We start from the raw sequence: 12,980 nt of genomic DNA, 5'->3' as shown, positions 1-12,980 counted from the left end.
TGTTAATGGAGCAAAAAACATTCTCGCGGTCGGGCTTGGCCGTCTTTAGTAGGAATCCCCCTCCTTTGAGGGCGGGGAGGAAGTCAAAGTTATGTATACCTATTTCGTCGCTGGATTTGTTTGGCGGCTTTTCATTTTTGTATTTAAGGCTGTAACATGACCGTTACTCATACCTCTAAACCTTTCGAACCTATTATTACCTCTTTACTCGATAATGATTTATATAAATTTACGATGCTGCAAGCCATGCTGCATCAGTTTCCACAGACACATGGTGTGTATCGCTTTCGCTGCCGTAATAATAAAGACACGCTGTATCCATTGGCTGATATTAAAGATGATCTAGAGCAGCAGTTAGACAATTTATGTGAATTACGATTTTTAGAGGATGAACTAGAGTACTTACGTGGTTTGCGCTTTATGCGCTCAGACTTCGTTGACTATCTAGAATTGTTTAAGTTGAAACGTCGTTTTATTACCGTCAGTACGGATGATAAAGGTCGCTTATTTATCGATATCGAAGGACCGATGATTCAAGCGATGTTCTTTGAAGTGTTTGTACTCGCCATCGTTAATGAGCTGTATTTTGATGCGCTATCGAATGCCAGTGTGATTGAAGAAGGGCAGCGCAGATTGGATGAAAAAGTCACATTGTTGCATCAATATGCGACAGAGCAGGCAAAATGTGATGCTAATACCCCGCCATTAATTATCGCTGATTTTGGTACTCGTAGACGTTTTAGCAAAGCTTGGCAAGCCCATGTGGTTGAGACTTTGCATAAAGCGGAACCAAAAATAGTGAGCGGTACTTCCAACGTGTATTTAGCAAAAAAGCTGGGAATGACGCCAATCGGTACGATGGCACATGAATTTATGCAGGCATTTCAGGCTTTGGATGTGCGTTTACGTGATTCACAAAAAGCGGCGCTTGAAGCGTGGGTGCATGAGTATCGAGGCGATTTGGGTATTGCGCTGACCGATGTCGTTGGGATGGATGCGTTTTTACGTGACTTTGATTTGTATTTCGCTAAGCTGTTTGATGGTTTACGTCACGATAGCGGTGACCCGTATATCTGGGGTGATAAGGCGATTGCTCATTATAAAAATCTTAAAATAGACCCAAGAACCAAGATTTTAACCTTTAGTGATGGCTTAGATTTGGATAAAGCTTGGGATTTACATCAGTATTTTAAAGGTCAAATAAAGACCAGCTTTGGTATTGGTACCAACCTCACCAATGATATGGGTATCACCCCGATAAATATTGTCTTAAAATTGGTGGAATGCAATGGGCAGCCAGTCGCTAAACTGTCAGACAGTCCAGGCAAGACCATGATTAATAACGACACGTATCTTGCCTATTTGCGCCAAGTATTTGAAGTCGACGAGCCTGAATAGAATTGACTTAACTTAACTGTCGCTATTCTCTGTTTTATCTTCTTCTTCAGCAAAAGCGGCATCTAGTGCTTGCTGTACCGCATTGATACGGGTTTCGCAAACGCGATAAGCAGCAATCGACTCTTCAACAGTCGTCATCAGATTATCAATATCTGGCTCATCTTGTTGCTGTAATTCAGCGGCATTGGTTTTTAGAATATCATAAGCCGCTTTAAAGGTTTTTGGGGCGGCTTTTTTGCGTTTGCGAGTAGGGGTTGTCATAAGGTTTCCTAATTTTAAAATAAAGTCTTTGATTAAGTTGAATCGACGGTAGGTTGTACTTCTTATTTATTAATATTTACGTCAATAATCTGTGCTTTTGCTTTACCGTCTTTTAAGAGAATGTGCACCGTTTGTTCTGGATGGAGCTGCGTACCGCTGGTCAGTATTTGCTTGTCTTTTGCATCAGTAAGCATGGTATAGCCTTGCTTGAGCACCCGAGAAGGACGGTGCAGGAGCACAATATCACGCAGATGTTCGCTATCACGCTGTGCTTGTATTAACTGCTGCTGTGCGGAATGCATAATCGTTTTTTGGTTATTTTGACTGGCGCTAGCAGCCACTGTTAACTGCTGATAGGCAGCCGCTTGAGTCTGTGTGCGTAGCTCGCTGGTGAGTCTGGCGGCTTGCTTGACTTGGCGCTGAGCGCTTTGCTGAATACTACGCCACGCATAATCACTGTCTTTTTGCAGAGCGGTTAATTGACCAATTGTTTGTGATTGTATTTGGCTCAACTGGCGTGTCGTTTGTTGTGCAGCGGTGCTTAATTGACGCTGAGCAGCTTGTTTTATTTGCGCTTGGTATTGCAGCGTTTGAGTGACGAGCTGGGCTAAATGCGTCATGATAGCGGCAATCACCTTTGATGGGGTATCAAAGCTAGTATGCGCGACTTCATCTAAGATCACTTTATCACGCTCGTGACCAATGCCAACCCAGACAGGGATAGGCTGCTCGGCAACCAATGCTGCCAATTCATAATCATTTAGATAGGCTAAATCACCGACCGCACCGCCGCCACGAATAATGACTAATAAGTCTGGCAGGTGCTTATAAGTATCAAAAAACTGCTGCTGGGCGTTAACGATTGCTTGGCGGATCTCGCTTGGCGCATGATTACCCTGAAAGGTCGCATTATGATAATGGAAATGACAGGCACCTGTGCGCGCTAAGCGATCAGCGTCGGCTTGAAAATCGCCTAATCCAGCGGCTTTTTCAGGGGCAATGACCAGCACATGCTCAATATCAAATGGAACAGGCAGCTGTTGATTCAGGTTTAATAAGCCTTCTCCCGTCAAGCGGTCGACCATCTCTGCATACTGCCGCGCCAAGTCGCCTAACGTGTAGCTAGGGTCAATATCTTCAATAGTGAGAGAGAAGCCATATTGCGCATGGAAGCCTGCGGATACTTTGAGCAATACTGTCAAATCACGATCAAGGGGCATGCCAGTTGCGCGCTCAAATTTTGCTAAGACGCGTGCTGCTTTAAAGCGCCAAAGATTGCCGCGGCAACTAGCAATGACCTTACCGTCATCATCTTTTTCTGCCAATTCAAAGTAATAATGCCCGCCTTTACTAGATAGATTGCGAATCTCTGCTTTTACCCATACACGGTGGTTAAAGGTCTGTTTGATAACCATATCAACGGCTGATAAATAGTCACTCAACCGCAGAACGGTATCTTCTAAATTGACTTCTATATTGTTTTCTTGCTCAGCTAACTCGGCTTCCAAGGTCGCTAAATCTTTAGCAGGCGCTAATACCTTAGCTGGTTTCATATTTGACAGGTTGGGTTTGCGCATAATAATAGACCAAAAGTGAGGGAGCTTAAAAACGAGCTGTTTATAGAATAAGAGTCATAAAAAATCAGAAAGGATAGTTTACCCCAAAAGCGAGCACACAAAAAGAGAAGCCAACCAGTCAGCGACTAATATATTCTTATCGCTGATTGGTTCGCTAAATACTTTGTTAAATAACAAGATACTTTATTAAATAACGAGCCGCCAAATAAGTGCTTTATGAAATAATAATTATTTTATTGGCAACGAAAGTTGATTTTATACTCGTAATCGTCATCACGTGATAAGTTCGGCGAGCCCGTACCAAGGATCGTACCGAGGACGGCACTGGCTTGCCCAATCATCCGACCGGTATTTTCATCTAAAATACCGTTATAAGTGACTTTGTCATCGACGATAATAACTTGCTTACCTCTGCAAGTCTTTTGTGCGCTGTCTATCGCATTTTGCTGTGCTTTTACTTTGCTATCGGCGATGCCAGTCGTCTCATAAATAGAGTTTGCACGCTGGATAACTGGTGATGAAGGCGTAGTTTGGCAAGCACTTAGGGCGAGTGCTGCCGCCAAAGTAGCAGTCAGTGCAGCGGTTTTATTAATAGTATTCATAAACGATTCCTAATGTCTGTCAGTCATATATAAAGTTGAATATCACAGCAAAGTTGAGGATACGCCATGCACGTATCCGTCCATAGGTGGCTCAACAACTATGATGAATCTACCCTATTCGGCTCTGGGGTGTCTAGTCGGTTATTGTGTGCGGTATTGCAGAGACCGCACATATTCATCATATATTCATAGGCGACGTTTACTTATGATGAGCGAAAATGAAAATAAGCGGTACTATGACACAGCAAATCACTTGAAATATAAACCATATCTAGGATAATTGACCTATTCATTTTTAATCAATAAGTAATTTTATGCCATTAATTCCTGCTCCTGCTGGCGTGCTCGAAGTCGACGCGCTTTGGCAACAAGATAATCCTAACAATCCAAATACCGATACAGTGGCGTTACTGTGTCATCCCAATCCGTTATTCGACGGCACGATGAATAATAAAGTGGTAACGACGATGTATCGCTTTGCTCGTGATAATGGTATGCACGTGGTACGCTTTAACTTTCGCGGTGTCGGGCAGTCGACTGGCGAGCACGATTATGCGGATGGTGAAGTCGTAGATGCAATGACCGTGCTACAATGGATTGCAGAGCAAACCAATGCGCGCAAGTTATGGTTGGGTGGTTTTTCTTTTGGCGGTTATGTGACAGCACGGGTGGCTGAGCAGGTACTTGAAGCCCCTCATATTTGGGGGCTAGGCGATTTTGAGATTACTAAAATCGCCCTTATTGCTCCATCCGTTGAAAAAAATAACAGCAGTGATATAAGCTTGCCAGCCGATAAAACTTTTGAGATTTATGGCAATGCTGATGAAGTGATTGACCCTGATAATATGCAAGCATTTGCGGAGCGATTAGGAATTGCTGTCAGCGTTGTAGAGGGCGCAGGGCACTTTTTTCATGGACGTCTGTCAGAGTTGAAAGGCTTATTAGAAAAGCATACCTTTGGTAGCGACGCTTAGTTGTTACCTAGTAATATTAGGATAGAGAACCGCTATCAAGTCATGAGCTCTGATCGCTTTACTTTGACGAGTTCATGCAGAATCAACCATTACCTTACTATTTATTTTGTCTAATGATGAGTCGTATTATGAGTTTATCTCCATTGCAACGTTACGAGCAAGCCGTCAGTACAGATGAGTTTACTCGAGATGAGCAGCAATTTAAGGCCATGAGCTATCTTGATGAGATACATCATCAGCTCATCAATAGTGCGCCACAGAAGAAAAGCTTTTTTGGCTTTTTAAAGTCCAAGCCGACAGCACCAACGGGGTTGTATATGTGGGGCGGGGTAGGTCGTGGTAAAACATGGATGATGGACATGTTTTATGATTCATTGACCATTGATCGCAAGATGCGTCTGCATTTTCATCATTTCATGCAGCGCGTTCATCAAGAGCTAAACAAGCTGCAAGGTGAGAGTGACCCATTAGAAAAAGTCGCCGACATCATTTATGCAGAAGCGGTTATTATCTGTTTCGATGAGTTCTTTGTTTCTAACGTTTCTGATGCCATGATTTTGGGTGATTTATTTACCATGCTGTTCAATCGTGGTATTACATTGGTCGCCACCTCAAATATTGAGCCATCAGGATTGTATAAAGACGGCTTACATCGTGACCGTTTTATGCCCGCTATCGCTGAAGTAGAGCGTCATACTACGGTGATGAATATCGATTCTGGTATCGACTATCGTTTGCGCGTATTGCAGCAGGCAGAGCTATATGAGTCGCCTATGACGAAAGCGAATCATCATTGGTTAGCCAACCGTTTTGCCAGTTTATCCAATAACCAAAAAATCAGTAATGAGCCAATTACGATTAATGGTCGCGAAATTAGAATTAATGCTCGCACTGAGGATATTTTATTCTGTGATTTCCGTCATTTATGTATGGAGCCACGATCAGCATCTGATTTCATCGAAATCGCCAAGCAGTTCAGCACAGTATTGGTCAATGCCGTGCCTGCCTTAGATGATGACTTACGTGATCCGACCCGTCGGTTTATTTATCTGGTTGATGAGTTTTATGATCGCCGTGTTAAATTGCTGGTTAGAGCGCAGCAGTCGATTTTGGACCTATATCAAGGAGAGAAATTGGCGTTTGAGATTGAACGGACACGCTCGCGCTTACTTGAGATGCAGTCAGAGGATTATCTGCGCATGGAGCATCGGGTCGATGATGCGGCATAATTAAAGCCTCTTCATAGCCGATGATAATCTACAAGTTGTCGATTAAAACACTCATGGTTTTCCATTCAAGTCATTCACACTCAATATTGATATATATTCGTTTGACATAACGTGTTTTTTGACAGTATTGAGAGCCAACCAAAGCATTGGTTTTTTGCATAAAAAGATAATAATAAATAAGGAGCGGTAATGACTACATCCGACGAAAATGATAAAAAACTGTCGACCAAAGACATCACCACTAACAGTATGCCGATTAGCAGTGAAGAAATGATTGGCTGGATCAATTCAAGGCGCAGTATGGGCAATTTGGATACGCCAGCACCCACACATGCCCAAATCGAAACAGCGATTGAGTGTGCGGCGACAGCGCCAGATCATAAAAAACTGCGCCCATGGCGTTTTATAGTGACACAGGGGGACGCCCGTCATGAATTGGGCAATGCCTTGGTCGCAGCGGCTCAAGCTAAAGCGGTGCAAGAGGGCGAAACGCTGTCCGAAAAGGACATCGTAAAAACTCAGGCCATGCCATTAAGAGCGCCCGTCATCATCACAGTTGTCACAAAAATACAAGCGCACAAAAAAGTTCCTCCTTTTGAACAAATGCTAAGTGCGGGTGCAGCTGTACAAAACCTGATTTTGGCGCTAAAAGCCCAAGGTTTTAGTACAGTGTGGCGTACGGGACTGCTATGTAATGAAGCTGCTGTTAAATTATATTTTGACGTTGGTCCAGATGATTATGTGACGGCTTTTGTTTATACTGGCACCAGTCCCAAAAATGAACCCGCCCGTAAACCGATTGATATCGAGTCTTTAGTGCGATTTGAGTCATAATATATCTAAGCGCTGTTTAGTGGCGCTTTTCTCTTGACGAATACCGCTCTCTAAGAAGACAGTCGGTCGTGTAGCAAAAAGATAGATAGCCTCAATACTCCAAAGCGTCATAAGTCATGATAAATAACCCATGATAAATTCTATTAATAATAAATCAGCCAATACGGATAACAGCAAATGACCAGCCCTAATGAGAGCAATAAAGACATAAGTAGCGATAATACTGAGGTGAATACGAATGCCCCTGAAAAGCAAAACAGTCTGCTGGCAGGTATCATCGAATGTGCTACCAAATCGGGTATTGGTCGTAAAAAACTCAATCCTAGCGCGGTAGAATCAGCAGTGGCAAAAAACATGGCGGATATTCACAGCAATCCTACCAAGCTACGTTTGGCGTTTCTAGGCGGTGGTAGTTTTGGTACAGCAATGGCAAACTTGGCTGCACGCAATGGCTGTGATACCACGCTATGGGTACGTAACAAGCGTACGGTAAAAGCGATGATAAAAACGCAGACCAATAAAAAATATTTACCAGGTTATAAGCTTGATGACAGCCTTAAGTACAGCCATGACTTGGCAGCAGCCGTCAAAGACAAAGATATCGTTTTCATCGCTGTGCCTGGCTTAGCTTTTCGTGAGACCCTAAAGAATATTGCACCATTTATCAGTGGTCAGTCTATTGTGTCATTGACCAAAGGTATGGAGAAAGATACTTTTGCCATGATGAGCGACATTATTAAAGATGAGCTACCTGAAGTGAATTTTGGTGTCATGTCGGGGCCAAACCTTGCGATAGAGATCATGAAAAACATGCCATCGGCGACCGTTATCGCCAGTGAGTCTGAGCCCTTGCGCCATGCCGTACAAGCCGCATTACATAGTGCGTTTTTTCGAGTGTTTGCCAGTGATGATGTCAAAGGTGTGGAGCTTGGCGGTGCGCTAAAGAATATCTATGCGATTGCCATGGGAATGGCGGCGGCCTATGATGTCGGTGAAAATACCAAGGCAATGATATTGACTCGTGCTTTGGCAGAGATGAGCCGCTTTGGGGTTGAGGCGGGTGCGAATCCGCTTACCTTCTTAGGATTGTCTGGTGTGGGTGATTTATACGCCACTTGTAGCTCAGAGCTCAGTCGTAACTATCGTATCGGCAACATGCTCGGTCGCGGTATGAGTATTGAGGCCGCGGTGAAAAAACTCGGTCAAACAGCTGAAGGGGTCAATACCATTCAGCAAGTGCATGAGAAAGCTACCAAAGAAGGCATCTACATGCCTATTACCCATGCATTGTATGCGGTCATTTATGAAGATAAAGCAGCATTAGGTGTGGCGTTACATCTCATGGAAGCGGGCTTCCGTAGTGATGTTGAATTTGTAATGGCACATGATCATAGTAATGCGGCGCTAACTGCGCAGATGAAGACGTCAAGCGATAGCACTGATGATGAAAGTGGCGATACTGACAGTAAGTAAAAACCCCAATGTTAAATGATGACGTTGTTCTAAGAATGATTATTCTGCAAACAACGTCATCATGACAATGCATAAAGGAAGGTTATGAAAATTATACTAGTACGTCATGGTCAAGCAGAAGATGAGTCGCGCCCAGACAGCGCGCGCCAGTTAACTGACTTTGGTCAACAGCAAGCAATGCAGACGGCAGAGTATGTGATGACTCACTATCATCCTGATTATTTTGTCGTCAGTCCCTATGATAGAGCACAGCAGACGCTAGCAGCATTTCAGACGCGCGCGCCCAAGGTTCCAGTAATCGTACAGCAAAATATCACGCCTTCTGATGATGCGCGTCAAGCCTTAATAGATATTGCGAATATTGACGCTGAGTGTCTGGTAGTGGTGTGTCATATGTCTATCGTTGCTTATATCGCTGGTTTATTAACCGGTGATTATCCTGAATCATTTTCTCTTGCAGAAGCAAGGGTGTTTGAGATGGAATTTGTAATGGCAGGTATGGCAAAAGAGATTGATCGTTTTGTGCCTGAGCAGCCGTATTGAGATTAGGTCGAATCGTCAGTGATATTGTTGACACTTAGTCTATTGATGCTTAGTGGTGTTAAACTGGCTAAGTAAGGGTTGGCTACTAAAATTTCAGTCGCCAATGCATCAGGTTTTAGCTATTACAGGAGAACAATGATGATAACAAACCAACCTGCATCAGCATGAGATTGTCTGAATCCTATCTTATCCTACATTTAAAGCAGCTTTAATAATTAAGGACACGCTTAGTGTTACATGTTTGGTTACGAGCGCAGCATAGCCCGCTAGCTGTCTGGCATGAAGATATTCAGCAATGGCAAACGGTCGATGGTTGGCAACAGCTACAAGCAATCTATGGTAATTATAAAACCAATGCACAGAAGACTTTGTGTCTATACTTTCCATCAAGCCATATATTGCAGGTAGATACTGAGCTGAATGCGACTCAGCTTAAACAGCTGGGCAATAGCGGCAAGCAATACTTGTTTGAAGAGACATCCTTGACCCCTGTTGAGCAATTGGCGATTCGGCAAATCAGTGAAGCTGATAATCACCAACTGTATGCACTGGCGCAAAGCGATATCGAGTCATGGCAGCAGAGTGCTAAGCTCGCTGGCATGAGCATAACGGCGTTACTGCCTGATTTTTTATTGCTGCCAACGCCAGATGAAGGGGCAGGTCAGCAAGTAACACTGTATCAAGATGAGCAAACCATGCTACTGCGTCAGTCATTGCGACAAGGTATGGCTGTCAGTTATTTGCCCTTGATCTTTGAACGTTTCCCGCATTTAAGTGAAGTGAATATATTACCGCCCATAACGGCTTTAGATGATCTTTCAAAGCCAACAAATTCGGCAATGCCCACGAGCTTTATGGCACAAACGGCCGCGCTTGTTGCAGATCATCAGTTATTATTAACCACATTGACCACGCCGCCCAAGCCTGTTGACAGCCCTGAGCGTCACGCGCTTAACTTCTTTATTAAATCAACGGACTCAAAGCTCTCACCGTATTTGCGTGTGGCAGCGATGGTCGCGTTATCGGCACTGGTATTACAGATGGCGACCGATGGCCTGCAGTGGTATCAGTATAGTAAGGCGACGGTAGCGACCAAAGCTGAGATTGCGGCGCAGTATCAAGCTTGGTTTCCAAATGAGCCATTAAGCTCGCGCACCAAACTGCAAGTGCAATTGCAACCAAAGCTGCGCAGTGACAGCCAAGCACCAGCCTCTCATATGGCAGCATTGACTCGTATATCCCCGTTAATCAAACAGTCTTCACTGCGGGCGCAAGCATTAGTGATGCAGCCATCAGCACTCAGCTTTACCTTGATTGCCCCTGATCGTAATAGTCTTGATAAGTTTACGAGCACACTTGTTGCGCAGGGTTTAAATGCCAAGCTTGCACAGGTAAACAGTAATGAGCAAGGGCAGTTTAGTGGTCAAGTTACGGTGAATGTCGTAGAAAATAATGACACTACGCAAACCAATGTAGCGGCATCATAATTTATTTGCCAACTAGGCAACGGTAATAAATAGGCAGTGGTAATAAAAGTCAAAAAGGTTGGAAAATGAAACGATTGCAGCGCCGCACTAAACGTAATAACATCACGCCAGAGACCAGTAACAGTATTGGAACCAATGTGCTGTCAACGCGTGTAAATAATTTTCAACAGATGCTATCGTTACGTTGGCAGGCACTTTCGCCACGTGATCAGTTGGCATTGGCCGTATTGTCTATGTTCTTATTATTGTTCATTGGGGGCTATGGTGGTTATAGTATTCATCAAGCGGCAAACGATAGTAAGCGCGACTATCAAGAGCAAGTGGCTGATTACTTTTGGTTGCGTGCCCAAGCTGGCAATATCGATAGTAATGCGATCAATGCGGCAAACACGGCGGATGGTGAAGCCGCCATGCCACCTGCCAATAGTATCAGTGCATTGTTAAACAACTCAGGTATTGCCAACGCTCAAGTCGTTGCGACGGGTGATGCTGTGCAACTGAGCTTCAATCATGCCAGTCAAGCGGTGGTCAGCACAGCACTTGGAAAGCTGGAACAGCAAGGCTGGCAGTTCAGTCAGCTATCGATACAGCAAGACTTGGTTACCAAAGCCATTCAAGTACAAGCGACTGTCACCTCATAAATCGATATGCTGTGGAAACTGGAAATATTTTACTCTTTATCTACTATTGCCCCAAATTAACTAATCATCAATTTCTAAAATAGCCATTTATCATTAGCATCATTGAAAAATTGCACGTTTGACACAATTGATTAACTATCACACAGCCAGAGATGGATATTTAAGATGAATCAATCTTCTGATCGCAAACCTGACACACGTAGCCATCAGCAGACCAGAACTGCTGAACACCAGAGTAATGCGTCAGTTGAAGCTGCATTTGATCATGAAATGACTCAGCAAAGGCAGAGCTATGGGGCGAGTGACAATATGAGCACTGGTAAGCGCCGTTCTTTAATCACTTATAATCATATTACTTATTTTTTATACGTAATCAGCTATTTTACCGCTGGATTACTGTGGGTTGTACCAATTGTGATGAACTATGCGAAGCGCCATGACGCAGAGGGTTCGTGGTTGTCCACGCATTTCGATTGGCAGATTAAGACCTTTTGGTATAGCATCGTGTTTTTCTTCTTAGGCATCATTATCATTACCTTTGCATTAGGGGGTTTTGGCATCAGTATGCTGGCTGATAGCAATAATATTGCCATTGGTTCGGTATTATTAGCGGTATTTGGCCTGCTAATCATGATTTTTACCTTCATATGGCATCTTTATCGTATCGTCCGTGGTTGGATAGCCCTGACGGATGGTCGTCCTGTACCTTAGGGACTTTAGAATACATCTGTCAGCTCCTTAGCCAATATGTAGGTATAGCTATTAGTACTCTAATACAGAAATTTAGCGCATGAAACTTTGCTCTTATTTCTGTTAAGCTGATATAATCGCAGCGCTTGATTTTATTCGCACTATTCACTCACTATTTCTTTCGAGCAGGGTCTGCCATTACTATGTCTTATGCCTTACTTCGCCCTTTTTTGTTTAAGATGGATCCAGAGCACGCCCACGAGATGACCTTATCTTTATTAGATAAAGCTCATAAAGCACGTGTTTTAGGTTTGGTATACGGTCAGTCAATGCAGCCAACAGACTGTATGGGCTTGCAATTCACCAATCCGGTCGGCCTAGCGGCAGGACTGGATAAAAATGGTGATTATATCGATGCGTTGGCTGAGCTGGGCTTTGGTTTTATAGAAGTGGGCACGGTCACGCCAAGACCGCAAATAGGCAATGATAAGCCAAGGTTGTTTAGAATCAAGCAAGCGGATGCTATCATCAATCGAATGGGTTTCAATAACCAAGGTATCGATTATTTGATCGAAAACGTCAAGCGCTGTCAATATAAAGGCAATATTGGGATTAATATTGGCAAAAATGCCGATACGCCAGTAGAGCAAGCCGCCGATGATTATGTCTATTGTTTAGAGCGTGCTTATCCGCATGCCTCCTATATCACCGTTAATATCTCCTCACCAAATACTAAGAATCTGCGTGATTTACAAAGTGGCGAGGCCTTGACTCAGCTTTTGGATACGATTAAAAATCGTCACAGCCAATTAGCCACTGAATATGGTTTTTATGTGCCACTGGTATTGAAAGTTGCGCCTGATCTAGAGCCGCTACAAGTGGATTATATCTCGCAGCAATTGCTCGATTTTGAGATAGATGGGTTGATTGCGACCAATACAACGTTGAGCCGTGTTGGTGTTGAAGATTTACCTGATGGTGAGCAAGCAGGTGGTCTATCCGGTCGCCCAGTCAGCCACATTAGTACCCAAATTTTACAACAGTTCTCCGATCAGCTAGATGGTAAAGTCGCTTTAATAGGCGTCGGCGGTATTGACAGTGGTGCAAAAGCCGTCAAAAAAATCGAAGCGGGTGCAGATATGGTGCAGCTCTATACGGGGCTCATTTATCGTGGTCCTGGGCTGGTACAGTCTTGTATTCAAGCAATCGGTGGCTATTACGACGCGATGGAGCTATAGCGGATCAATATCCTTAGCTCATTACCTATCATA

General features: G+C 43.8%; 13 protein-coding genes. 10 read left to right on the top strand and 3 right to left on the bottom strand.

Annotated features, from left to right (window positions below; all coding sequences use genetic code 11):
- The first annotated feature begins 156 nt into the window (after window positions 1-156).
- Entirely contained in the window at window positions 157-1,398 is a 1,242-nt protein-coding gene (pncB, locus tag ACT3S4_RS08515; RefSeq protein ID WP_087815655.1) for a nicotinate phosphoribosyltransferase, read from the top strand.
- Window positions 1,399-1,410: 12 nt separating this feature from the next.
- On the opposite strand, the gene xseB is transcribed toward pncB, so the two are convergent.
- The 3 genes from xseB to ACT3S4_RS08500 all read right to left on the bottom strand — a co-directional run bounded on the left by xseB (window position 1,411) and on the right by ACT3S4_RS08500 (window position 3,838).
- A complete protein-coding gene (gene xseB, locus ACT3S4_RS08510; RefSeq protein ID WP_045446121.1) occupies window positions 1,411-1,659 on the bottom strand; it encodes an exodeoxyribonuclease VII small subunit in 249 nt (82 codons plus the stop codon).
- Between the two features lie 62 nt (window positions 1,660-1,721).
- Window positions 1,722-3,236 (bottom strand): exodeoxyribonuclease VII large subunit, encoded by a 1,515-nt coding sequence (xseA, locus tag ACT3S4_RS08505; RefSeq protein ID WP_201553717.1) that lies wholly within the window; start codon window positions 3,234-3,236, stop codon window positions 1,722-1,724.
- Between the two features lie 233 nt (window positions 3,237-3,469).
- Entirely contained in the window at window positions 3,470-3,838 is a 369-nt protein-coding gene (locus ACT3S4_RS08500; RefSeq protein ID WP_045446124.1) for a hypothetical protein, read from the bottom strand.
- 314 nt (window positions 3,839-4,152) lie between these two features.
- Between ACT3S4_RS08500 and ACT3S4_RS08495 the strand changes: the two genes are divergently transcribed.
- The 9 genes from ACT3S4_RS08495 (at window position 4,153) to ACT3S4_RS08455 (ending at window position 12,947) form a co-directional block, all read left to right on the top strand.
- Window positions 4,153-4,812 carry an alpha/beta hydrolase gene (locus ACT3S4_RS08495; RefSeq protein ID WP_087815651.1) on the top strand — a complete coding sequence of 220 codons (660 nt, stop codon included), beginning with the start codon at window positions 4,153-4,155 and terminating at the stop codon, window positions 4,810-4,812.
- A gap of 128 nt (window positions 4,813-4,940) precedes the next feature.
- A complete protein-coding gene (gene zapE, locus ACT3S4_RS08490; protein WP_087815649.1) occupies window positions 4,941-6,041 on the top strand; it encodes a cell division protein ZapE in 1,101 nt (366 codons plus the stop codon).
- A 189-nt stretch (window positions 6,042-6,230) separates the two neighbouring features.
- Entirely contained in the window at window positions 6,231-6,875 is a 645-nt protein-coding gene (locus tag ACT3S4_RS08485) for a nitroreductase family protein (RefSeq protein ID WP_087815646.1), read from the top strand.
- 177 nt (window positions 6,876-7,052) lie between these two features.
- Window positions 7,053-8,348 (top strand): NAD(P)H-dependent glycerol-3-phosphate dehydrogenase, encoded by a 1,296-nt coding sequence (locus ACT3S4_RS08480; RefSeq protein ID WP_444760865.1) that lies wholly within the window; start codon window positions 7,053-7,055, stop codon window positions 8,346-8,348.
- Between the two features lie 84 nt (window positions 8,349-8,432).
- On the top strand, window positions 8,433-8,891 hold the full coding sequence (locus ACT3S4_RS08475) for a SixA phosphatase family protein (protein WP_087815644.1): 459 nt from the start codon (window positions 8,433-8,435) through the stop codon (window positions 8,889-8,891).
- Window positions 8,892-9,121: 230 nt separating this feature from the next.
- The gene (gene gspL / locus ACT3S4_RS08470; protein WP_087815642.1) at window positions 9,122-10,378 is read left to right on the top strand and encodes a type II secretion system protein GspL; all 1,257 of its coding nucleotides are present in this window, start codon (window positions 9,122-9,124) and stop codon (window positions 10,376-10,378) included.
- A 65-nt stretch (window positions 10,379-10,443) separates the two neighbouring features.
- Window positions 10,444-11,019: a type II secretion system protein GspM gene (gene gspM, locus ACT3S4_RS08465; RefSeq protein WP_087815640.1), complete on the top strand. Its 576-nt coding sequence runs from the start codon at window positions 10,444-10,446 to the stop codon at window positions 11,017-11,019.
- A gap of 165 nt (window positions 11,020-11,184) precedes the next feature.
- Complete coding sequence (locus ACT3S4_RS08460; protein ID WP_227675917.1) at window positions 11,185-11,730, top strand: DUF4870 family protein; 546 nt, start codon at window positions 11,185-11,187, stop codon at window positions 11,728-11,730.
- A 182-nt stretch (window positions 11,731-11,912) separates the two neighbouring features.
- Window positions 11,913-12,947, top strand: a complete 1,035-nt coding sequence (locus ACT3S4_RS08455; RefSeq protein WP_060490895.1) for a quinone-dependent dihydroorotate dehydrogenase — start codon at window positions 11,913-11,915, stop codon at window positions 12,945-12,947.
- Window positions 12,948-12,980: the final 33 nt, after the last annotated feature.

Origin of the sequence: Psychrobacter sp. AOP30-A2-5, assembly GCF_052378115.1 — a bacterium.
In the GTDB taxonomy this organism is placed as follows: Bacteria; Pseudomonadota; Gammaproteobacteria; order Pseudomonadales; family Moraxellaceae; genus Psychrobacter.
This window is presented reverse-complemented; position numbering and strand designations above follow the sequence as displayed.

Coding starts and splice junctions, on each gene's coding strand:
- pncB (WP_087815655.1), top strand. CDS start 157: ATGACCGTTACTCATACCTCTAAACCTTTCGAACCTATTATTACCTCT.
- xseB (WP_045446121.1), bottom strand. CDS start 1,659: ATGACAACCCCTACTCGCAAACGCAAAAAAGCCGCCCCAAAAACCTTT.
- xseA (WP_201553717.1), bottom strand. CDS start 3,236: ATGCGCAAACCCAACCTGTCAAATATGAAACCAGCTAAGGTATTAGCG.
- ACT3S4_RS08500 (WP_045446124.1), bottom strand. CDS start 3,838: ATGAATACTATTAATAAAACCGCTGCACTGACTGCTACTTTGGCGGCA.
- ACT3S4_RS08495 (WP_087815651.1), top strand. CDS start 4,153: ATGCCATTAATTCCTGCTCCTGCTGGCGTGCTCGAAGTCGACGCGCTT.
- zapE (WP_087815649.1), top strand. CDS start 4,941: ATGAGTTTATCTCCATTGCAACGTTACGAGCAAGCCGTCAGTACAGAT.
- ACT3S4_RS08485 (WP_087815646.1), top strand. CDS start 6,231: ATGACTACATCCGACGAAAATGATAAAAAACTGTCGACCAAAGACATC.
- ACT3S4_RS08480 (WP_444760865.1), top strand. CDS start 7,053: ATGACCAGCCCTAATGAGAGCAATAAAGACATAAGTAGCGATAATACT.
- ACT3S4_RS08475 (WP_087815644.1), top strand. CDS start 8,433: ATGAAAATTATACTAGTACGTCATGGTCAAGCAGAAGATGAGTCGCGC.
- gspM (WP_087815640.1), top strand. CDS start 10,444: ATGAAACGATTGCAGCGCCGCACTAAACGTAATAACATCACGCCAGAG.
- ACT3S4_RS08460 (WP_227675917.1), top strand. CDS start 11,185: ATGAATCAATCTTCTGATCGCAAACCTGACACACGTAGCCATCAGCAG.
- ACT3S4_RS08455 (WP_060490895.1), top strand. CDS start 11,913: ATGTCTTATGCCTTACTTCGCCCTTTTTTGTTTAAGATGGATCCAGAG.